Raw genomic sequence first — 24973 nt, forward strand, 5'->3', positions numbered from 1 at the left:
GTGCAACTGGTCGCCCGATCGCGGCAGTCGCAGGCCGGTGTTGAAGTAGCGGTCCAGCGCGGCGCGCCAGCGGCCCTCGAACTCCGGCAGCAGCTGCGCAGTGAAGCCCTCGCCGAAGCGCACCGGCAGGTGCAGCGTCACATCGCGCACCCAGCGGCCGTCCTCGGCCTGGATCCGCCGGACGATCGCGCGGATCCTGGTCTTGGTCCCGGGCAGCCAGCCACCCGCGAGCGGCGCTCCGCGCAACGGATCGAACCGCTCGGTCTCCAGCCGCGCGCCCGGCGCATCGGCCCGCCGGTGCTGCCACTGCTCCGGCAACACCGGATCCGCCACCGGCCGCACCATCTCCTGCGGCGCCCGCGAGACCCCACTCGGCACCGCCACCTCGTCGGTGGGCGTCTGCACGGGCAGGTGCGGCTCGTCTCCACCGGTCGTCGGCCGGTCGGGCGTCGGTTGTTCCCCAACGGTCGTCGGCCGGTCGGAGGTCGGTTCTTCCCCAACGGTCGTCGGCCGGTCGGAGGTCGGTTCCTCCCCACCGGTCGTCGGCCGGTCGGACGTCGGTTCTTCCCCACCGGTCGCCAGCCGGTCAGAGGTCGGTTCCTCCCCAACGGTCGTCGGCCGCTCGTACGTCGGCTCCTCCTCGACCGGGGCCAGTGCGGCGGGACCGGCCTGTTCGGCCTGGACAAGCGCGGGTGGCTCGGTTCGCTCCAGCCACTCGGCCAGGTCCGCGTCGGACGGGAGCATGAAGTACAGGCCGTCCGGGACGGTGACCCGGAGCTGTCCGTGGCGGCCGGTCAGGACGAGGCCGAGGGTGGCCTTGTAGTAGAGGTACGCCTGCTTCGGCCGCTCCCGGTTGGTCTCGTCGACGTCGTCGGCCTCGCCCGAGGTCTCCTGGCTGCGGTCCCACCCGTAGGTGTACGGGGCGCGGTTGATGAACCGGGGGCCCCGCTCCGGGTCCTGCCCGCTCTCCAGGCCGGCCCCGACGGCCCATCCGGAGGACTGCTTGACGGGGTCCTTCTCCGACTCGTGGGCCTGGGTGTAGTGGCGGGCCTTGAAGACGGCGGGGTCGGCCGGGCCGATACGCGTGACGCCCAGCACGTCGATGCCGACGGTGACGTCGCGCCCGCCGACCGGCACCACGTACTGGTGCTTCAGCAGCTTCTCGAAGCCGGCCCGCAGCAGGTTCTCGCCCGTGTGGTGGGCGTACGACACGCCTGCCGAGATATGCGGCCCGGGGATGTTCCAGGTCTCCGGGTCCACTGCCGCCAGGTTCTCGCGCTGCACCCGCGAGGGGGCCGCGGCCAGTGCCGCCCACTTGTGCACCGCCGCGTGCGCGGGCAGCGCCCACGGGTGGGCGTCCTGCGCCAGTCGCTCCAGCAAGGGCGCGGGCGTCGCACTGGCGGAGGGCTGCGGCCGGCCGGCGGCGGCCGGCTCCCACACCGGGTCGGTGCCGTACGCGCGAGCCGCAGCGGGCGGCAACTCGCCGGCGGTGACGAGGTGCCGCGGGACCAGGAGACGGACATCGCCGCGTACGGTGCCGGCGTCGGTGCTCTCAGGCCCCGGGAAGCTCTTGACGAACGTCTCGTGAGCCTGCCACCACGCAGAAGCGTCCTGGTGGTGCCCGGTCCAGCCGGCCACCGTCAGCGCGGTGCCGCGTACCGCGCCGAGCGGAGCGCGGAGCACGTCGGGCAGCTCGTGGGCGAGACCCATCCGGACGTGGAACGTCAGCTCATGGCCGAACTCGACGGAGCCCTCCCGGGTCTGCGCCCGGTAGATCTCCATCTCCTTCTCGGACTTCTCGTGGCCTGCCTCGGTCGCCCGGTGGTAGCCGGCCTCGATCTCCGGGCCGACATGGGTCACCTCGCCGAACAGGGCGCGCGCCACGAAGGCGGCCTGCCATCCGAAGGACGTCGCCCGGGACTCGCCGGTCGCCCGCACCGTCTGGTTGCGCAGCGTCAGCCGTACGTCGGGCCGGTCGAGCTGATCCTGCGGCCGTCCCGCCTCCGCGGTGACCCGCACCCACAGGTAGCGGGCGCCGAAGGCGGAGGGCACAGCGAGCCACCGCGACACGCCGCCGCCCGTCAGCACCGCGTACTGGCTGAGCAGCGCCTCGGAGGAGAAGGACCTCTCCAGTTCGCGCAGCAGCAGGTTCGGCCGGTACCCGTCGCCGCGGTCCTTCACCAGGCCCTGCTCGCCGAGCCACCCCTTCATCAGCTCCAGCACACCGTCGGCGTGCAGCACCTCGGCGTGGGCGACCCCCGGCAGCAGTGCGGGGTCGACGTAGCCCGTCGGCTCGTGCGGCGCCGCCACCACGTCCGACGGCACGGGGAGGCCAAGGTCCGGGATCCGCCGCTCGGGTACGAGGAAGTCCAGTCCGTCCACGACCTGGACGATCTGCGTCCTGCTGGTCATGCCGCGGCCGGCGCCGGTCAGCCGGTCGAGCACGCCGGGGCTCTTCCACCGGAAGACGGTGAGTTCGAACACCGGGTTCGCGCGGTAGGTGTGGGTGGTGCCGCCGTACGTGGCACGGGTGATGCCCACCGGGCCCGCGCTCGCGCTCTCCTCGTTGCTGCGGCCCCACTCCCAGCCCGCCTTGCCCTGGGTGGTGACCCTGGCGTGCCCGAACTTCACCTCCTCGTCACCGACTTCGAACCGCAGACCGGCCCCGCCGGTCAGACCGACCGAGCGCTCCTTCCCGCGCCCGCTCTCGTACTGCGCCTGTCCCTGCGAGTACTGCTCGATCTCCACCTCCTCGCCCTTCGCGGCATGGGCGGTGAGGTGCCTGGGCTCGGTGACCACCATCCGGACGCGCAGCATGTGGTGCCGGCCGCCGGTGGTGGGCAGGTCGACCAGCACGCCGCTCGGTCCGACCAGGTCCGCGAAGCGGGCCGCCAGGTCCGTGGACGAGAAGGTCCGGTGCAGCTCGGCGGGCCAGTTCCCCCAGTCCTCCAGCCAGCTCTCGGGCAGCCCGTCGGCCTCCTGGAGCAACCGTGCCGCGGCGAACGGCAGTTCGCGCGGGGTGAGGAAGGCCGGGAAGACGCCGGCGACGCCGCCATGGCGGAAGTCGGTCGTCGTCTCCGGCAACGCGGCCAGCGGGCTCACACGGCCGGCCGCGCGGGCGTCGTCGACGCCGAGCGGCTGCGCGGGGACGTGCTGGTGCGGTACGACGATCCGGGCCACCACGTCGTCGGGCCGGTCGATCCACCACCGCTGCGGCGAGTGGCCCGCGGAGCGCACCGACAGCTCGTAGACCAGGTTGTAGACATGCTCGTCGACCGAGCCGACCGTCTCCGTGCGCCGGTACGACTTGGCGGCGCCCGCGAACGTGCTGGTGCCGCTGCGCCCGCCGCCGACCGAGAAGCCGACGTTGCCCAGTTGCAGGCGCAGGATCTTCTTGAGCTGCACGCTCGCCCGGGCACCGAGCTGGAAGCCGACGCCCCAGGAGGTCGCCCGGTTGCCGGTCGCCGCGGCGCTCTCCAGCGCCCGCGCGTTGACGGTCATCGGGTAGGCGTCCACGTCGGTCCGGCCGCCGACCCGCTCCAGCAGACGCGCGCCCACCGACACGGTGTACGCCCGGCCGTTCAGGGTGATCCCGTGGGTCACACCCGCCAGCAGCCGCGGCAGGTCGCCTTCGAGAGCCGGGCGGTCGAACCACGCGATCAGGTCGTCCTCGGCCGTCGACCAGTCGGGCGTCCGGCCGCCCGTCAACTGTCGGTGCAGCGTGGCCAGTACGGTGCGGATCTGGGGGAGTACGAGCTCGGCGCCGGGCAGGGCGATGCCCATGCCGAAGCCCTGACCGAGCCGGGACGCCAGCGCCAGCGGCTCGCGCGGATGCGGTTGCGGCAGCGGGGCGTCCAGCCTCGCCGGCCGCTGGTAGGCGGACTCCGTGAGCTCCACCCCGTGGTCCGCGGCCAGCGTCAGCAACCGCGCCACGTTCGGCTGCGCGTCGACCGGGCCCTCCAGAGAGGGTGCCGCCTGCCGCAGCGGCGACGCGTCCTCGCCCAGCAGCCGCTTCTCGAAGTCGGCCGCCTCCCGGCCGGGGATGCCGATCTCCGCGTCGACGACGTGCTCCACGGGAGCGATGCGGTGGGTGTCCGACAGCACCTCCACCGTCACCCGCAGCCCCGCCCGGTACCGGGCCTGCTCGCTGGTGGCGTTGAGCACGGTGTGGCTCATCGCCACCTCGGCCAGGCCGTGCCCGGCGTTGCGGCTGCGGTCGTACGACAGCGCGGCGGAGGGCATGAACCGGACCGCGCCACTGGTTCCGCCCCCGCTGGCCACGCCGAGCGACAGCCGCGCCGTGTCCATCCGCGAACGGGCGGCGGTGATGCCCACACCGGAGTCCTCGCGCACGGCGACTCCCGGGGTGTCACCCAGGTACTGCAGGTCGTGGATCTGCGCCTTGATGGCGACGCGGCCGCGGAACTTGCCCCGGCCCGCGCGGACGTCGACCCGGTTCGTCAGCACGCCGTTGCCGAGCAGGTACCTGCTGCGGTTGCGGGCCGCTTTCTCGTTGAGCCGGGACAGCACCGTCTCCGTGACCTGCCGCACCGCCTCGGCGGGCAGTCCCGCGGAACGCAGGCGCTGTTGCAGCTGGGCCGCCACCGGCACCAGGTCGATGGCGTTGATCACCTCACGGGCGTGGTGCGGGCGCGCCACACCGGTGCCCTGCTGATCGGGCCCGTCCACGGCTGCAAGGCGAGGCCCGCCCGGCCGGGTGAAGTCCGAGGGCAGGTCCACCGTCACCTTGGCCGGTACGACCAGCTGCTCGCCCCCGGAGAGGTAGGGGCGCGGCTCGCCGTCCACGAAGACCCGCAGGTGCGCTCCACTCGCCAGGAACCGGAGCATCTGCCACACGAAGACCTTGCGGCCCGCGACCACGCTGCGTTCGAGTTCCGTGGCCTGCTGGCGGCCCCACTGGCCGCCGATCAGCGGGATCACCGGCAGCAGGGAGCCGGCGCCCTGGGCGAGGGACAGGGCTGTGAGCGGGATGACGTCAGCGCCGTGGGGCCGTTCGATCGCGGTCTTGGCGGTGGACGACAGCCCGGCGAAGGACACCTTGTACTCGCGCACCGCCGCGTCCGCCTGGGGATCCGCCGGGGCGGGCGCGAGTTCCTTCAGCACCGGCCGCACCCACACCACGTGGTCGCCGGCCGTCACCATCAGGCCCCGCTGCAGCGCCCGGTCCCAGACGGCGGCGGGCGTGGCGGCGTGTTCGTCCCCGCCGTGGACCTGCGTCGCCGACGACGACTCGGGCGCGCCGACCAGCAGCCCGCGGACCGCGTCGTAGATGCCCTCGATCAGCTCGGTGGCGTCCCCCGGCCGCGTCACCTCGAACGCGACTCGCTCCGCCCACTGCCGCGCCACGTCCTCGTCGAACGCCTTGGCGTCATGGACGGTCACCTCGCCCAGAGCGCCCCGCTCCACGTACCACGGCACCTCGGCGCCGGGCGCCTCCTCCGCTGAGTCCGGCCGGCCGGCCTGCCGTTCCGCCGACGTGGAGGCGACGGCCTGCGTGGGGGTGGGGGCCTGTTCGGGTACGTGGGTGTCGTCGGAGTTGGGTGCCTCTTCGGGTGCGGGGACTTCTTCGGTGGCGGGTGCCTGTTCGGCGGTGTCCGTTTGGCCGGCCTGCGGTTCCACCGGCGGGGTGGCGATCGCTTGCGTGGGGGAGTGGGCCTCGTCGGTGGGGGCCTGCTCGGGTACCTGGGTGTCGTCGGAGGTGGGCGCCTCCTCGGGCGCGGGGACCTCCTCGGCGGCGGGCGCCTGCTCCGGCGTACCGACCGTCTCGGCCTCCCCGGGCGCGCCGACCGGGACTTCTTCCGTCGTGCGGGCCCGCTTCGGCTCGCGGAGTTCGTCCGACGCGGCGGTCTCGTCTGAGCGGGCCCGCTTCGGCGCGAGGGTCCCGACCGGAGCGGAGGCCTCCGCCAACGCCGTCGTGTCGCTTGCGGCGCGCACGTCGTCTTCGGCCGCCCGCGCCTCGTCGAGGGCACGGGCACCCTCCGTGGCGGGCGCCTCTTCGACGGCGGGAGGCTGCTCCGAGTCGCGTACGTCCTCCGGTGTACGCGCCGACTCGGGAGCGCTCACCCCCTCCGCGGCCCGAACCTCCTCAGCGGTGGCGGAAGGCTGCTCCGAGGGACGCACCTCCTCGGCGGTACGCACCTCCTCGGCGGTACGCACCTCCTCGGCGGTACGCACCTCCTCGGTGGTACGCGACTCCTCCGCCGCACGCGACTCCTGAGGGACCGTCATGTCCCCGGCCGCAGGCCCCGGCTCCGGCGCCCCCGTGTCCTCGGGAACCATCACATCTACGGCCGGCCGCGCTGCCTCCCGCTCGGGTGAGGTCGCCAAGAGGTCGGCCAGGGTCCGGCTCGGGTGGCTGATGGTGATGACGGCTCGGCGGAGGGCGGCCGGGCCGTCGGCGGGGCTGGTGCCGGGCGGGTATTCGCGGCCGCGTGACGTGACGCCGCCGAGGAAGTCGGCGGCGTGCAGCTCGGGCGGAGCTCCCGCCGCCCTCAGGTGCTCACGCAGGCGCTCGGTGAAGACCTCGGCCACCGCCTCCGCCCGCTCCTCGCCCCGCCGGATGGCCCGGCCGTAGTGGGGCCGTCCGAGCACGGTGCCGTTGCCGTGACCGCTGATCGACACGACGGGCAGCGCACGTCCCCGCTCGAATGCCGCCACCCCCTCCTGGGCCGTGCTCGCGGCGAGTGCGTCGACGACTCGCCGGGCGTCGGCGGACAGTCGGTGCGAGCCGCCGTCGAAGCGGATGTGCCGGGTGACCGGCTGCGGAGTCCGTATCTGGCGGGCCGCGCGGTCGAAGTGGTACGCGACCCCGGTGTCCGGATCGGTCACCCGGAAGCCGCCGCGCACCACTTCGACGTCGCCGTGCGGTACGAGCCGGGCCGCGCGCAGGGCGCCGTCCGGTGCGAAGTGGAGCCGTACCCGCCGGCCGGCGAGCGGACTGCCCCGGTACACGGACAGCGGCCGTTCCATCGACTCCAGCACCCGGTCGGCGTCGTAGTGCCAGGTCACCGGGCCGTCCGCCAGGCCGTCGGCGTGCACCACCAGCCCGCCGTCCGCAGTCTGCTCGACCCGTACGTCGGACACCTCGGACAGCAGCCGTCCAGACTCCGCGTCGACCCGGATGACGTGATCGGTGCCGGGCAGCGCGATGTCCTCGTACTCGGCGATGGGCTCCAGCCGCGTCGGGCGGAGGCGCGTCCCCGCGGGCTGGGCGGGCGCCGCCTCCGGTACCGCACGGGACGACGAGGCCGACGTGTCCATGGCGCCGCCCCGCAGCCCCGGTCGCCGCGCGGCGTCCACGCCCCGCTCCTCGGCCAGGGCCCGGGCCACGGTGACGGCCCGACCGACCCGGTCCGACGCCCCCTTGGCCTCGTGCAGCTCCTGGGCCACACGCATCGTCGCCCAGTACTGCTCCGGGTCCCGCTCCCGCAGCGAACCGGCGCCCTCGGCCACCGTCAGGTCGAACGGGTTGTGCTCCGTCGTGATCCGCGCCGCCGCACGCCACAACTCCTCGGCGGCACGCTCGTCGAGCTTGCCGAATGTCACCGCGAACCGCTGGAGCTCCGCCGACGGAGGCGCCACCTCCCGGACCTCGATCCGCTCGTAATCGCCTTCCTCGTCGGCGACGAGCGATCGGGACCCGATCTTCAGCCGGGCTCCGGGAAGCAGCAGTACCTCGTCCTCGTGCCGGTTCGCCGAGAACGCCGTGATGTCCCGGCCCCAGTGCCCGGTGAGCTCCATGCGAACCAGCACGGGATTTTCCGCGGGCAGGAGGTTCTCCCGCATGAACTCCTTGGCTTCGTTCTCGGCACGGCTGAAGCTGGCGAACGCCGGGAAGGAGAACTCGGAGCGGCCGGAGTCGGCCGGGTCGCCATGGCCGGTCCCCTCGAAGAGTTCCCTCGCGGAGCGCTTGCCGCGCCAGACCTCACCGGTCGCGGGCGGCAACTGCTCCAGTGCGTCCAGCACCATCGCGGAGTGGGCCGTCATCTCGTGCTCGATGGCGGGCAGCAGCCGCTCGGCGATGGCGTAGAGCTCCTGCGTGTGCCGTGCTTTCTCCTCCTCCGTCAGAACCTCGTCCTCGTCGTCGTTGACGTCGACGGTGAAGAGCTCGTCGGCTTCCGGGTCGGAGGTCAGAGCGGGGGTGATGGCCGTGAACGCCTTGCCCCAACGCTCGTCGATGATCCGCCGGACCCGCTTGCGCAGCGCCGGCCGGACCTCGCCGGGCCCGAACTTGAGCACCGTGTTCATCAGCGCGGAGGCCGTGTTGGTGTACGCCGTCAGGGCGACGAAATGGGCGAGCGTCAGCCGATCCAGTACCTCCTGCGGCTCCATGTCGTTCGTGAGCAACCAGCGCTCGACGGACGGCTGGTCCTCCTCGCCCACGTCGAACATCGCCAGATCGCTCAGGGGCTCGTTGACGAACCAGGAGAAGTCCTTCCTGCGCTCCACGGCCTGCTGCATCATCTCCGTTCCGGGCTCGGCGAAACTGCCGTCCTGGATCTTGGCCCAGTAGACGGCCTCGTGCGGCAGCATGCCGTCGGCGGCGACCTGCTCGCGCACCTCGCCCAGCTTCAGTCCCGGAATGGACCGGTACATCCGCGCGGCGTCCTCCAGCGCGTCCTCGGCCGGCGACGCGACCACGTCCGCCGCCCGCAGGCCCGCCAAGACCTTGGAGAGCGAGTGCTCCTGCTGAGGAAGCAGCCAGGCGATCAGGGCGAGCGCGAACCCTTCGCCGTCCGCGTCGGCGACGTTCAGTACTCGGAGGATGCTCCCCAGCTCGGCCGCGGTCCGCGACGCATGCTCGGGCAGCGCCACACGCGTGGCGCGCTCGCGCAGCGCCTGTGCGTCCAGGCCCAGCTCCTGAGCCTTCGCCCAGTCTCCCGAGCCGATGATCTCGCGCAGCAAGGCCGAAAAGGCCGACGGGGCGTCACTGGCGAGCGCCGCCCGGTGGAAGGCCGCCATCAGCTCCGGTACGTCCCGCTCCAGCAGGTCGTCGACACCTGTCGGCCAGGCGCTCTCCTCTGCCTGGTCCACCGCCATCGGACCGTCCGGGCGGAAGACCTCAAGGATCTCCTCCTCGCTCAGGTCGGGACGCGCCTTGGAGAGCACTCCGAAGAGATGGCGCACGCTGATCCGTGCCGTCTCCCGCGCCCTCGGGTGACCGGCGGCGTGCTTGGCCAGCCTCTCCTCGAAGTCCTGTGCCAGCGGCGCATACGCCGGATCCGTGTACAGCACGCTCAGCAGCCCGGGGGTCTCGGCGAACGCCGCCGAGCCGCCGAGGACCGCCGCGGCCTCCCGCATGGGCGTGTCGGACTCCGGCGTCGCGTCGGCCCCGCTGGGCTCAGCGGCGGTGACGTCCGGGGAGCCGCCCAGGAGCCCGTCCCGTACCGTACGGACATCCCGCTGCCCGGCTAGCTCGCGTGCGACCTCGGGCGCCTGACCGACCCCGTCCGACGCCCCCTTGGACTCGTGCAGTTCCTGGGCCACGCGCATCGTCGCCCAGTACTGCTCCGAGTCACGCTCCAGCAGCGCCCCGTGGCCCTCGGCCACCGTCAGGTCGAACGGGTTGTGCTCCGCCGTGATCCGCGCCGCCTCGGCCCACAGTTCACCGGCCCTACGCTCGTCCAGCTTGCCGAACGTCACGGCGAACCGCCGGAGTTCAGCCGACGGCGGCGCCACGTCCCGGACCTGGATGTGCTCGTAGTCGCCTTCGTCGTCGCGGTGGAGCGATCGGGACTCGATCTTCAGCCGGGCTCCGGGAAGCAGCAGCACCTCCTCCTCGCCCGGGTGCGTCGAGAACGGCGTGATGTCCCGGCCCCAGTGCCCCGTCAGCTCCACGCGGACCAGCACGGGGGATTCCGTGAGCAGCTGGGCCTTGCGCATGAACTTCCTGGCCACGTCCTCGTCGCGGGTGAAGCTGGCGAATGCCGGGAAGGTGAACTCGGAGCGGCCGGAGGTGGCCGGGTCGCCGTGGCCGGTTCCCGCGAAGAGTTCCTCCGCGGAGCGCTTGCCGCGCCAGACCTCGCCGGTCGCGGGCGGCAACTGCTCCAGTGCGTCCAGCAGCATCGCGGAGTGGGCCGCCATCTCCTGCTCGATGGCGGGCAGCTGCCTCTCGGCGATGGCGTAGAGCTGCTCCGTGATCCGCGCGTCCTCCTGCGGCGTCGGATCCTCTGTGGCGGAGGTCCTGAAGAGCTCCATGGCGACCGGGTCGGAGGTCAGGACGGCCGGGATGTCCCAGAGCGACTTGCCGGCACGCTCGTCGATGATGCGCCTGACCCGCTTGCGCAGCGCCGGCCGGAGCTCGGCGGGCCCGTACTTGAGCGCGGTGTTCATCAGCGCGGAAACCGCGCCGGTGTACGCCATCAGGGCGGCGAAATGGGGGAGGGCAAGCTGATCCAGCAGCTTCTGCGGCGCCACGCCGTGCATGACCAGCCAGCGCTTGACCGAGGGCTCGTCGTCCTCCACGTCGGACGGCGACAGATCGTCCATCGGCTCGTCGGCCAGGGCGGCGAACTTCTCCCGCTGCTCGATGGCTTCGCTCAGCAGATCCTCTGCGGGGTCGGCGAAATCGCGGTTCTGGATCTTGGACCAGTAGACGGCCTCGTGCGGCAGCAGGCCGTCGGCGGCGATCTCCCCGCGCACCTCGGCGAGTTCCAGCGCCGGAATGGACCGGTACATCCGAGCGGCGTCGTCCAACGCGTTCCCGGCCGGCGACGGCACCACGTCCGCCGCCCGCAGACCCGCCAGAACCTCGTAGAGGGACTCCTCCCCCTGCGGAAGCAGCCACCCGATCAGGGCCAGCGAGAACCCTTCCGGGTCCGCCTCGGAGATGTCCAGCACCCGAAGGACGTTCCCGAGCTGCGCCGCCGTCCACGAGGCGCGCTCGGTCAACGGCACCGGCGTGACGCCCTCGCGCAGCGTCCGGACGTCCAGGCCCAGCCGCTCCGCCTTCGCCCAGTCACCCGAGCCGGCGATCTCGCGCAGCAACGCCGGCAGCGCCAGCGGGGAATCACTGGAGAGCGCCGCCTGGTGGAGAGCCGCCATCAACTCCGGTACGCCCAGCTCCAGGAGGTCGTCGACGTTGTCCGGCCAGGTGTCCTCCTCGTCCTGATCCATCGCCATCGGATCGTCGGGGCGGAAGACCTGGAGTATCTCCTCCGCGCCCAGGTCGGGGTGCGCCTCCGAGAGCACGTCGAAGAGGAGGTTCACCTCGACCTGCACTGCCTCCAGCGCCCTCGGGTGAGTGGCCGCGTACGTGGCCAGCCGCCCCTCGAAGTCCAGAGCCAGCGGTACGTACGCCGGGTCCGTGTACAGCACGCTCATCAGCTCGGAGGCCCTGGCGAACGGCGCCGAACCGTCCGCCACGGCCGCGGCCTCGCTCATGGGTACGTCGGACTCCGCGGTCGCGCCGGCCCCGCTGGACTCGGCGACCGTGACGTCCGGGGAGCCGCCCAGCAGCCCCTTCCGCAGCGCGGGCACACGCCGCCGCATGGCCAGCTCCTGTGCCACCGCGACCGCCCGGGCGAGCCGGTCCGGCGCGCCCGCGTTCTCGTGCAGCACCTGGGCGACGCGCATGGTCGCCCAGTACTGCTCCGGGTCACGCTCCAGCAGTGAACCGGCGCCCTCGGCGACCGTCAGGACAAAGGAGTTGTACACCTCCGTGATCCGCGACGCCGTACGCCACAGTTTCTCGGCGGCAGTCTCGTCCAGCTTGCCGAACGTCACGGCGAACCGCCGGAGTTCCGCCGACGGCGGCGCCACCTCCCGGGCGTCGATCCGTTCGTAGTCTTCGTGGTCGCCGCCGGACGGGTACCGCACCACCCTGCGGGAGACGATCTTCAAGCGGGCACCGGCCAGCAGCAGTACCTCTTGCTCATCCGGAATTCCGGCGAAGGCCGAGATGTCCCGGCCCGTGTCCCCGGCGAGCTCGGCACGGACCAGAACGGGACGGACCCCCTCCACGCTCTCCCGGGCCATGAAGCGACGCGTTACGCCCGGGTCCCGGGTGAAGCTGGCGAATGCCGGGAACGACAGCTCGGAGCCGCCGGGGTCGGCGGAGTGGGCGGAGTCGATCGGCTCGATCCCCGCGTGGAGGTCCGCGACGGAGCGCTTGCCCCGCCAGACCTCACCCGACGCCGGAGGTATCTGCCCCAGAGCGTCCAGCAGCATCGCGGCGTGGACCGCAATCTCCCGCTCGATCGCGGGCAGCAGCCTCTCGGCCGCGGCGTGGATCTCCTGTTTCAGCCACTCCCTTTCCTCGGATGCCTCGGGGTTGCTGTCCTTGTAGGCGGCGAGCAGCCTTGCGACATCCGGGTCGTGGGTCAGCGCGGGGCTGAGCTTGTAGCCGACGAAGTAGCTGTCGAAGAGCCGCTTGACCCGGTCGCGCAGCGCTGACCGTACCTCGGCGGGCCCGAACTTGAGCACAGTGTTGATGAGCGCGGATGCCGTGAGGCTGTACGTCATCAGGACGGCGAAGTGAGCCGGACTCACCTTCTCCAGCACCTGCGACGCCGTCACACGGTTCTCGCGCAACCAGCGCTGGGCAGGCGGTTCCAACGCCGCGAAGAGGGGCGGCAGGTCGCTCACCGGCACGTTGACGAGGTCCTTGAACGCCTGCCTCCGCGCCTGTGCGATGGCAAGAGTCTCCGCACCGGGCTCGGCGAGACCGCCTTCCCCGACGGGAGTGGTGATCTTGGACCAGTAAAGGGCCTCGTGCGGCAGCATGCCCTTCTCGCCGACCCGCCGACGCACCTCGGCGAGCGACACCCCCGGAATCGACCGGTAGATCAGCGCCGCGTCGTCCAACGGGTTGCCGGCCAGCGACGGCGCCACCTCCGTCGCCTGCAGACCGGCCAGCACCTCGTGGAGCGAGCGGTCTCCCAGCGCGAGCATGCGCCCGATCACCGCCAGCGCGAAGGCTTCCCCGTCCGCCTTGGGCACGTTCAGCAGCCTGAAGGCGTTCCCGAGCCTGGAGGCCGTCCCGGCCAGCACACCCGACGGCAGCTCCGCGCCCTCCAGCACGGCTCGCCGCTCACGCAGTGCCTGCGCGTCGAGGCCCAGCCGCTCGGCCTTCGCCCAGTCGCCGGACGCGGCGATGTCGCGCAGCAGCGCCTTCAGCGTCAGTGGGGAATCGTGGAACAGCACCCCGTTCGTGAAAGCCGTCATCAACTCCCGCGCACTGCCGTGCTTCAGCAGTCTGCTGAGACGGGACCGCGCGGTGCTCCTGCGGAACAGGCCCGCCGACAGCGGGCCACCGACGAGGAGGACGTTCGCGATCTCCTCCCGGTGCTGCGCGGGATGGGCCTCGGTGAGCACCTCGACCAGACGGTTCAGGCTCTGCCGAGCAGCCGTCCGCGCCGTCCGATGACCGGACGCGAAGTCGGCCAACCGCTGCTCGAACTCCCGCGCCTTCCGCAGGTACCCCGGGTCCGCGTACAGCGCTCCGAGGCCGGGTTCCCTGCCCGGCGCCGAGACGGTCTCCGACGGCGCGGACACCTCGGCGGCGGGCACCGTGGGTACCTGGGCCCCGTCGGGCTGCACGACCGCACGAGACGCCGTCACACTTGCGCGCGAACCACTGGACTCCGCGACCGCGACGTCCGGGGAGCCCCCCAGCAGTCCCTCGCGCACCGCACGGCCGCCGCGTTGCCCGGCCAGCTCGCGGGCCACCGAGACCGCCCGGTCCAGCCGGTCCGCCGCGTCCGCGTTCTCGTGCAGGACCTGCGCGACCCGCATGGTCGCCCAGAACTGCCGCGAGTCCCGCTCCAGCAGTGAACCGCTGCCCTCGTCGACCGTCAGCCGGAACGGGTTGTGCTCCGCCGTGATCCGGGCCGCCTCGCGCCACAGCTCGTCGGCCGAGCGCTCGTCGAGCTTGCCCAGGGCCGTCACGAAGCGCTTGAGGTCCGGCAGGTCCCCCAACCGGTCACCGGGCTCCAGGCGCTGGGCCTCCTGGGCCTCCTGGTCCTCCGCGGCCGCTGCCGCCCGCCACGCGGCCGCCAGCCGGGAGTACGTGATCCGCCGTCCCGGCCGGTGAATACGACCGGCGAGATCCACCAACCGCGACCGGGTGTCCTCGTCGACCGGTGTGATCGCCCCGGTGCCCTCCAGACGGCGTACCAGTGTGTCCAGGTGGGTTGCGGCGATCAGCGTGTCCGGGGCGAGGTTGAGAACGTCGCGGGTCACGTCCGCCGCACGGCGTGCGGTCATCAGACGCTCGACCGTCAGGTGCTCCGGCCCCCCGTACACCTCGGCGGCCAGCCCGCCCACCTGCCAGACGTGCAGCCCGTCGGCCGCGCCGATCTGGTGGGCCAGCGGCAACAGGTCGGCGCGTCCGACCACCGAGCCGGTCCCGGCGAGCTGCTGGAGCGCGTCCCGGAGCGGGGTGGGCGGGAACTCCGGCTGTTCCTCGACGGCGCCGACCACCTCGTAGGTGAGGCTGCCCTCCTCGCGGTTCTCCCGGGACGTGACGTTCAGGCGCGCCCCGGGCAGGAGCAGCACCTCCTGCTCGTCCTCCTTCACGGAGAAGGCCGAGATGTCCCGGCCCGCGTTCCCCGAGAGCTCGGCGTGGATGAGCACGCGGTGGGAGCCGGGCAGCGGAGCCTTCCGCAGGAACAGGAACCCTTGATTGGCCTCCTCGTCGCTCCGGCTGAAGCTGGCGAACTTGTCGAAGGTGATCTCCGAGCTGTCGTTGCCCACCAGGCGAGTGCCGCGCCAGACCTCACCCGTCGCGGGCGGCAACTGCCGCAGCGCGTCCGTCAGGATCGTGGCATGGGCCGCCATCTCCCGCTCGATGGCGGGGAGCAGCCGGTCGATCACCTCCCGGTACCGCTCACGATGCAGCCCCAGCTGCTCCGGCGTCAGTTCCAGGGGATACACGGCCGTGAGAGCGGCGAACTCCGGGTGGTCGTTCAGCGCGTGCGGCAGCCTGCTTCCATCACGCAGATGCTCCTCGACGAGCCATTCGATCTGCTTGCGCAGCGCCGAACGGGCGTCGTCGGTATCGGGCCTGAGCAGCGGATTGATCAGCTGGTACGTCGAGTTGGTGTACGTCGCGAGCGCGGCGAAGTGAGCCGGGGTCAGGCGCCGCAGCAGCTGTCGCGCCGTCAAGCCGTTCTGCCGCAGCCAGTTCTGCGCCCACGAGTCCTCCGCCGGGTCCGAGGGCAGCGGCTGGTCGACGAGGCCCTCGAACTCGACCCGGTGTTCCTGAACCTGCTGGATGCCGTACGTGCCGAGCCCGGTGAAACCGCCGTCCTCGGCCGGGGCGAAGAGCCTGGACCAGTAGGCGGCCTCGTGCGGCAGCATGCCGTCCTCGCCGGCCCGCTCCCGGATCTCGGCCGACGACAGCCCCGGCACCGACCGGTACATGCGCGCCGCGTCGTCCAGCGGGTTCGCCGCCAGCGTCGGCACCACGTCCGCCGTCTGCAGACCCGCCAGGATCTCGTACAGCGAATGGTCCTGGAGCGGAAGCATCCAGCCGATCAGGGCCAGCGCCAGGCCGTCCGCGTCCAGACCGGGGACGTTCAGCAGCTTGAAGGCGTTCCCCATGAACGCGGCGCTGCCCGACACGCCCGCCGTCAGCGGCATGCCCCGCCTGCCCTGTATCTCGCGGAACAGCTCGGACGACTCGTCCATGGCGAACCATGCTCTGCCCGAGACGGCGCTCATCGGCAGTTCCGGGCCCTGCTCGTCCGGACCCAGGTCGCCCGCGCGCGGCTTCTCGACGGTTGCGGGCTCCTCGACGATCCGGGTGACACCGGTCACCGTCCGGCCCTCGGCGCCCTCCGGAGCGCTGTGGTGCACCTCGATGCCCAGCACACCGGGAGCCGAACGCAGCTCGTCCAGCAGCGGGGCACCCTGCTCGTCGAAGGTCACCCGCTCCAGCGGCACCTGCTCGGTACGGAAGCCCAGTGTCCGAAGAGCGCCCTGGTTGGCGGCGAGGAACGCCACCTCGCGCTCGCTCAGCCCGACGCCCAGACGCGCCCACTCGCCCGGCGTGGCGGCGAGGTCCCCGCGCAGCCGGTCCGTCTCCGGGCGCTCGACGCGGTACCTGAAGTACTCGTCGCCCCAGTACTTCGCGGCCTCCCGCTTCCACGACGGCGCCTGCGCCGCCATGTTCCCGATACTGAAGAAGTCGTCGTCGAACATGTGCGCCCGGTCCGGCGCGACCCGCTCGACCGCGGCACGCAACCGGGCGCGCAACTCGCTCCGCAGGAAGGCCACCTGGTCGCGCAGCGCCTGCATGTCCAGACCCAGGTGTGCCGCCTTCGCCCAGTCGCCCGAGTCGGCGATCTCGCGCAGCAGCGACTTCAACGTCAGCGGCGAGTCGTTCCCGAGGGCCGCGTTGAAGAAGGCGGTCGCCAACTCCCGTACGCTGCCCCGCTCCAGCAGCTCTTCGAGACGGGCGAGCCCGTTGTCGGCGCCGATCTGCCCCGCCGACGTCAGGTTGTCGGCGAAGAAGACCTGCGCGACCTCCTGCCGGCTCCGCTCCGGGTGCGCCTCGGCGAGTACGTCGAACAGGCGGGCCACGCCCTGCCGGGCCGCCTCCAGCGCCCTCGGCTGACGGTACGCGTGCGCGCCCAGCCGCTTCTCGAACTCCCGGGCCATGGCGGCATACGCCGGATCCGCGTACAGCGCCCGCAGACCGCGCTCCGTGGCGGGGTCGGGCGTGCCGTCCGACACCAGATGGGCGACCGGCGCCACGGCCTGCTGCTCCGCGCCGGCCTGACTCGACGACGCCGCGGAGGACGTACCGGTGCCGTCGAGACGTGCCAGGAAGGCCCGCAGGGAGTCCGTCTGCGGCAGGTCGGCGTCCCGGGATTCCTCCGCCGGGCGCGCCTGAGCGGCATCGGCCATACGGGCGGCGACCCCACCGCGCAGGCCCTCGCGTGCGGAACGGGCATCGCGCTGGGCGGCCAGGGCCCCGGCCGCCGCGACGGCCCGCGCGTCCCGGTCCGGCGCGCTCGCGTTCTGGTGCAGTACCCGCGCCACGCGCATCGTCGCCCAGAACTGCTCGGGATCGCGCTCCAGCAGACCTCGGGCACCCTCGGCGACCGTGACAGGGAAGGGGGAGTGCTCCGCGGTGATCCGCGACGCGTCGGTCCAGAGCTGACGTGCCGTCGGCTCGGCCAGCTTGCCGAACTGCTGCTCGGCGAACCGCTTGAGCTCCGGCGGCACCCGCACCTCACCGCCGGGGCCGCGGCGGCCCTCCACGGGTCGGCTCTGCCGGTTCCGCGCGTCCGCCGCCGACCGCCACGCGGCGGCCAACCGGGGGTACGTCACCTGCTGTCCCGGCGTCTCCAACTGCGAGACGAACTCCACCAGCCGCGACCGGGCGGCCTCATCGACCGAGGTGAGCGCCCCGGCGCCGTCCAGGCGGCCGACCAGCGCGTCCAGGTGTGCCACGACGATCTGCGTGTTCGCGCCGATCGGCAGAACGCCGCGGGCCAGGTCCGCCGTACGCCGTACGTCCGTCAGGCGCTCGACCGTCAGGTGCTCCGGCCCCCCGTACACTTCACTGGCCAGCTCACCCAGACGCCAGACCTGAAGGCCGTCCGCCGCGCCGATCCGCCGGGCCAGCGGCAGCAGATCGGCGCGCTTGACCACCGAGCCGGCGCCGGCGAGGCGCTGCAGTGCGTTCCGCAGCGTGCCGAGCGGGAACTCCGGCAGCTCCTCGACAGCCTCGACCAGTTCATACGTCTTCTTTCGGAAGTCGCGCATCTCACGGGACGTGATGTTCAGACGCCCAGTGGGAAGCAGCAGTACCTCCTGTTCGTCCATGTCCAGGGAGAGGCCCGAGATGTCCCGTCCCGTGTTCCCGGTCAGCTCGGCGCGGATGAGCACCCGGTGGGAATCCGGCAGCGGAGCCTTCGAGGCGAACAGGAACTGGCCTTCTGCCTCCTCCTTGTTCCGGGTGAAGCTGGCGAACTTGTCGAAGGTGATTTCCGAGCTGTCGTGGCCCACCAGGCGCGTGCCGCGCCAGACCTCGCCGGTCGCGGGCGGCAACTGATCCAGCGCGTCCACCAGCATCGCGGCATGGGACGCCATCTGCTGCTCGATGACCGGGAGCAGCCCCTCGACCGCCGCACGGAGCCGCTCGCGATACCGCGCCCGTTCCCCGGGCACCTTTCCCGGAGGGTTCGCGGTCACCCGACGGATCTCAGGGAGATAGTTCAGTACGGCGGGCAGGGGGCTCCCGAAGCGGATGTGCTCGTCGACGAGCCAGTCGATCTGGCGGCTCAGCGCCGCACGAGCCTGGTCGGCATCGGACTTGAGCAGGGGATTGATCAGCTGGTAGTTCGAGGCGGTGTAGGCCGCGACGGCGGCGAAGTGCGCCGGGGTCAGGCGCTCCAGCACCTGCCGCGCGGTCAGCCCGTTCTGCCGCAGCCAACGCTCCGTCCACGACTCGTCCTCGGTTTCCGGGGGCAGCGGCTGGTCGACGAGGCGCTCGAAGTCAGCCCTGCGTTCCTCGATCAGGTCGAGCCCCAGCTCGCCGAGTCCGGTGAAGCCGCCGTCCTCGGGCCGGGTGTTGAACTTGGACCAGTAGACGGCCTCGTGCGGCAGCATGCCCTGCTCGCCGCCCTGCTGACGCACCTCCGCGAGCGACAACCCAGGCACCGACCGGTACATGCGTGCCGCGTCGTCCAGCGGGTTCCCCGCCAGTGACGGCACCACGTCCGCCGTCTGGAGACCCGCCAGGATCTCGTGCAGCGAATGGTCCCGCAGCGGAAGCATCCAGCCGATCAGGGCCAGTGCCAGGCTCTCCCCGTCCAGACCGGGGCCCTGGAGCAGCCTGAAGGCGTTCCCGACCCGCGCGGCGGTGCCCGAGACAGAGCTCTTCGGCAGCTGGGGGCTCTGCTCGCCCAGGCCCAGGCCCAGGCCCAGGCTTGGATCGCCCGCAGCCTGCTCCCGCAGCGCCCGCACGTCCAGGCCCAGGCGTTCCGCCTTCGCCCAGTCGCCGGAGTCGGCGATCTCGCGCAGCAGCGACTGCAACGTCAGCGGAGACTCGTTCTCGATGGCCGCCTTGTGGAAGGCCGCCATCAACTCCCGCACACGGCCCTGCCGCAACAGGTCGTCAAGTCCGGACGGACCGGTGCCCCCACCGATCCGCCCTGCCGACGTCACGTCGTCGGCGAAGAAGACGGCCGCGATCTCCTCCGCGCTCCGGCCGGGATGCGCCTGAGCGAGCACGTCGAACAGACGGGACACGCCCTCCTGAGCCACGGCCCGCGCGCTCGGCTGCTGCGAGGCGTACGTGCCGAGCCGCTTCTCGAACTCCCGGGCCGTCGGGGCGTACGCCGCGTCCGCGTACAGCGTCCGGAACCCGGGGCTCGCGACGAGCGCCGGGGAACCGTCCGCGACCGGACCGGTGATCGGTGCCACCGCGGCGGCATCTGCCTGGTCCGCCTGGTCCGCCGCTGACTGTACGTCGGGAATCCGCTCGGTGGATGACGCACTGGTGCCGTCGAGATCTGCCGGGGAGATCCGAGGGGAGTCCGTCGGCGGCACGGTGACATCCATGGCGTCCGGGGCGGCGGGAGCCTCAACGGCTTCGACCATGCGGGCCATGACCCCGCCCCCACCCAGCAGACCCGCAGGCGCGGACCCGACAGCGCGCTCGTCGGCCAGGTCCCTGGCCGCCGCGACGGCTCGGGCGATGCGGTCCGGCGCGCCCTCGTTGTCGTGCAGTACCTGGGCCACCCGCATCGTCGCCCAGTACTGCTCGGGGTCGCGCTCCAGCATGCCCCCAGCGCCCTCGGCGACCGTCAGCCCGAACGGGTTGCGCTCTGCGGTGATCCGCGACGCGTCCGCCCAGAGCCGGCGTGCCGTCGGCTCGGCCAGTTTGCCGAACTGCTGCTCCGCGAACCGGCGCAGCGAGGGGTCGGGGGCGGTGTCGCGGACGCGCTGACCTGTTGTGCCGACCTGCTTCGCCTCCGTCGTGGGGCGCGCCCCGTCGACCTGCTGCCGGCTCGGCGAACCGTTGGTCTCCCCGTCAGGTTGCGGCACCTGAACCTGCGACCGCACCGCCGTGGAGCCTTCCGCCTCCGGCGCCGACTGCTCCGGCCTCACCACCGGCTCCTTGGCCGGAGTCCCATCGGCCGGCCCCGAAACAGGAGCAGCCACCCCGGGCCGCGTCCGGGAGGAACTCTGCGGCGGCGCGGACGGCGTGTCGGTCCCCTCCGGCTGCGTGACCGACCGCGGCGCAGGCGAGGGCTGCGCTTCCGCTTCGGGGTTCCGCGCGGACCGGGTCACCGTCGGCACCGACGCAGACGTCAGCCCCGGCCTGGACTTCTCCTGCGACTGCGTGGAAGCCGACGAGGTCGCGGACGTCTGCGTCGCCGACTCCTGCGAAGGCGTCTGCGCTTGCTGCGTCGGGACCGACGTCGTCGAGGATGCCTGCGTCGGCACCGGCGGCTGCTGTGCGGTCGCGGACTGCTCCGGAGACTCAGTTGTCGGCTGTTGCGCAGGCGCCGGTGCCTGCTGTGTCGGGGCCGCGTGCTGCGCCTGCTGCGTGTCCGTCGGCACAGGCTGATGCGAAAACGTCGGCTGCTCGGGAGGCGTCGGGACCTGGATCTGCGGCGCTGCCGTCACCGGATCCTGCGGGATCATGGGCTTCGGCACAGCGGCGAAAGGCGCCGAGGTCTCCGCCGTACGGGGCGTCTGCGTGGTGTCCCCCGAGGACGGGCCACCGACCGCGTCGTCGTGCTCCGGAGTGGCCGTGGACGGGGCGACCTGCTCCTCGGGCCGACCGGCGGTGGTCGGATCCGTGGGCGCGGCCGGGCGCTCGGGCGTCGTCGCCGAGGTGTCGTGGGCGGGCGTGGGGGTGGAGTCCTGGTGCTCGATCTCCGCGAGGGTCCGCTCACGGTCCGCGATCTGCGGGACCCGCGACGGCATGGTGGCCCGGTCGACGCGCGGACCGGATGTCGGCGCGGCGGGCAACTCCGTTTCGGCCGCCGGACGGGAACGCTGGGTCTGCGTCACGTCGGACCCGGGGCGAGGCGCGGCGGGCTCGACACGGTGCGGCTGCGCCTGCCGGGACGTGTCCGGCTGCCCCTGGACCGCGGGCGCATCGCCCGGACGCACCAGGGGACTCACCGGTGCGCTGGGCAGACCCTCGATCTCGGAGGCGATCCGGCCGGCCGCCTCGTCGGACAGCGGCACGCGCGGCTCGTCCCCGACGGGGCGCTGCTCTGACGGGACCGTGACATCGGTCCTGGCACCGCTGCCCGTCATGTCCGACAGCGGATCGGGCCGGCCGACGGCGGTCGACGGCTCCGGTCGGGTCGCCGGTGCGGCCGGCTGGACGGTGTCGGCACTCGGCTGGGTGTCGGGCCTGCCGGTGGGGGCGCTGGGGAGGCCGTCGAGCTCGTCCAGGGTGAACGAGGCCTGCTCGTCGGACCCTTGGCGCACGAACGGCTGCTCCTGCTGCGTGGCCGGTGCGGTCGGCAGGGCGTCGGGCCTGACGCCGGGGGCGCTGGGCAGGTCGTCGAGCTCGTCCAGGGTGAACGAGGCCTGCTCGCCCGGCTCCTGGCGCAGGAACTGCTGCTCCTCCTGCGTACGTGCGAGTTCCTGCTCGCTCTGCCTGGAGACGCCCTCCTGCACCAGCCGGTCCAGCCGGCTCCCGGAACCCGAGTCGGAACCCGTACCGCCGGACCCCGTTCCCCCGCCGCGACCGGACCCGGACCCGGCACCGGGACGGTCCGACCCGGGCGCCGGCCGTTCGATCTCCTGCTGGAGTTCGTGGCGCAGCGCGGCGGTGTTCTCGTCGGGGGTCCGCACCGTGGCCAGGCGCTGCTGCGCCTGCTCCAGCCGCTGCTGCGTCTGCTGTACGACCTCCTCCGGCGCGCCGGTCCGGCGCTGCTGGGTGAGCTGGTCACGCAGCTGGGTGACTTCCTGCTCGTGGGTGCGGACCTGCCCCAATCGCTGCTGCTCGCTGACCTGGCGCTGCTGCTCCCGGTCGGCGAGGTGGTCCTTGAGCTGCTGTTCGGCGGTCCGCGCCTCCTGCGGGCTGTCGGCCGCCTCCATCCGCCGCATCAGCTCGGCCTCGCGCGGGTCCTGGTGCGACCCGTCGCCGCGCAACTCCTCGAACCGCCGCATGAGGTCCGCGTTGGCCGCCGCGGCAGCCGACCCCTGGCCGCCACCAGAGGCCTGCTGACGCAGCCGTTCCTCCAAGTGCCGCGTCTGCTCCTCGATCTGACGGTCGGTGTGCTGCTTGAGCTCCTGCTGGGCCTGGCGCGCCTCCTCCGGCGTCCTGGCGTTCTCCACCTGCCGCAGCAGGTCCGCCCGGTGGGCGTCCGCCTCCGGCGCGCCGCCCGGATTCAGCACCGTGCGCAGCTCGGCCATCCGCCGTTCCACCGGCGTCCAGTTGTTGAACTTCGCCTGCGCGTCGAGCGCCTGCCTGCGCTCCTGCGGCGTCGTCGCGGCATCGACGCGCTGCTGCAGCACACCCTGCTGGTGGACCCCCAGCTCGTGGATGACCTGGGACCGCTCCTGCGGGCTCGTCGCGGCACCGAGCAGCTGCCGCAGCTCCGCCTCCCGCGCATCCTGCGGCGTACCGGCGTTCAGACCGTCGAGCCGACGCAGCAGATCCTCGTCCGCTGACTGCGCCCGCGCGTCCTCCTGCGAGTGCAGGCGCTCGGTGAACGACTGCTGCTGCTCCTCGATCTGACGATCCGTGTACTCCTTGAGCTCCTGCTGCGCCTGTCGCCCCTCCTCCGGCGTCCGCGCGTTCTCCACGTTCTGGACGAGCTGCTCGCGCTGCGGATCGGCGGTGGGCAGCAGCCCTTCCCGCAGCTCGTTCAACTGCCGCTCCTGCTGCGTCAGTTGGTTGTGCGCGACCAGGTCGCGCAGCGCCTGCTCGGTCTCCTGAGGTGTGGTCGCGTCCTGCAGCCGCTGCAGCAGCTCCTGCCCGCGCGCATCGGGCAGTGCCCGTTCGCGCAGCGCGTCCAGCCGCCGCTCCAGCTCGGTCTGGGCCGTGCCCTGGCGTACGTCGTCGAGCTGCCGCTGCATGTCGCGCTGGCTCTGGAACTCCTGCAGCGTCTGACGGGCCTGGGCCACCTCCTCCGGCGACCGCGCCGACTCCTCCTGCGCGATCGTCCGGCGCCGCATGACGTCGGACTCGGGGTCGGACTGCGCCAGCCGGTCCATGCGCTGCTGGACCTGCTGGTGCCACGCCAGGTCCTGCTGCAGCGCCTCCCGCGCGGCCGGGTCGCTGACCGTGGCCAGCTCCCGGCGCAGCTGCTCCACTCCCGAGTCGAAGGAGCGCGTGCCGTTCTCGGACGCCACCTCGACCGGAAGATGACGCTCGACGAAGTCGGTGTACTCCTTGAGTTGGCTGTCGACCAGGACCGGGTTGCCCGTCCGCTGCGCCTGCTCCACGGCGTCCACCTGGGACCGCCAGGCGTCCTCGTCGACGCCCAGATCGCGCAGCCGGGAGAGACCGCTCTCGACCTGGGTCTCCACATGGGCGCGGAAGTCCGCGAGCCGCTGGTCGAGAATCCGGTCTTCGACCGTCGTCCGGAAATCCTGCAGACGCCGGCTCGTCTCGGCCCAGTCGCCCGAACCGGCCGACTCGCGCACCGAGTCGGCCCGCGACCGCCACTCCGACTCGGGGAGCCCGGCCGACCGAGCGATCCTGCTGAGCTCGTTGACGCGGCTGCTCACCTCCTGTCGCAGCGGAGCCAGGGTCCCGGTCGGAGCGGAGGGAAGATCCGTGACGAGCGTGCTGGGCGACGGGTCCGGCAGCTCCGACGGGTCGAACGGCTTCGGCGCGTCCGGCAGATCGAGCTCTTCCTCACCGGGACGCTGACCGGTCGAGTTCTCCTCGGGAACCTGTCCCGAGTTCTCTTCGGGCACCTGCCCCGTCTGCTCGTCGGACACCTGGCCCGGACGCGTGGATGTCGTGGGCGTCGTGGAAGTCGCCGAAGCAGTGGAGGCCGTGGAGGCCGTGGGTGCTGCGGAGGCCGTGGGCGGCGCCGAGGTCGTGGGTCTCTCGGGTCCCGTGGAGGTCGTCGGAGTGGTGAGGGCCGTGGGGGCCGTGGGAGTGCCCGCCTGGCCCTCGCCCGGATTCGCGTCCTTCAGCAGGTCGGGCACGGACGGGATGTCGATCTTTGGCACACTGATGTGCTCCGACGACACCCCGTCACCCACGCTGTGCCCGCCACGCCGGCCGCCGCCTTCTGCGGCCCCGCCGATGGCCTCGGACAGCGTGCCGAGGCCGAGGTCCTGTCCGGGGCTGAAGACGTTGGACGCCGCGGTCGTGGTCAGACCGGTCAGAGCGCCGTGTGCGACATTGCCGAGGAAGGTGTCGGCGAAGTTCGGGGCCAGGTGACGCATGATCTGCCCGAGCCCGCCGCCGAGGGCCCCGCCGAGCGCGCCCATCTCCACCGCGCCCGTGGTCTTGTTCAGGTCCCAGTGCGTGCGGTCGCCCTTCAGGAACTGGATGACCTGCACCGCGACATCCATGCCGACCTGCATCACGATGTTCGACAGAACCGCGATGAACAGTTCCCGCAGGATCGCCTGAACCGCGAACCGGCCCGCCGTGACCACGGCCGGAATCGCCGCCGACCCGAACAACGTGGCCGTCAGATACGCGATTTCCGCGGCCATCCACGCCAGATTCAGGATGATCATGTACTTCGCGTACTCGATCTCCAGCGCGATGTTGTCGGCCATCACACCGAGTTGCGCGGCCGACGTCGCCATCACGGGCAGGGTCGAACCCAGCGCGGTGACGAACTGCCCGAACTGCTCCGCCGGAGCCCCGGCCAAGCTCTCGAACGTCGCGGCCGTCGACGAATTGAGCTCACCGAGGAGCTGGTTGATCTCCTCCGCGGCCGTGTTCCAGACCGCACCCAGTTCGGCGAGCTTGTCCTCGTTCCCCCTCGGGAACTCGTCCCCGACGGCGATCTTGGCGACGAATCCCAATTCCGGTGGCAGCTGGATGCTCATGAGC

The 24973-nt window shown here is 72.3% G+C and carries 1 pseudogene (running past one end of the window); it reads right to left on the reverse strand.

The annotated features are described in order from the left end of the window. Nucleotides 1–24969 (reverse strand): annotated as a pseudogene (locus ACI2L1_RS33850) (hypothetical protein) (its annotated part extends 24095 nt beyond the left edge of the window); the annotation flags it as partial. Between the last annotated feature and the right edge of the window lie 4 nt (nt 24970–24973).

The organism is Streptomyces sp. NPDC019531, from assembly GCF_044903305.1.
In the GTDB taxonomy this organism is placed as follows: domain Bacteria; phylum Actinomycetota; class Actinomycetes; order Streptomycetales; family Streptomycetaceae; genus Streptomyces.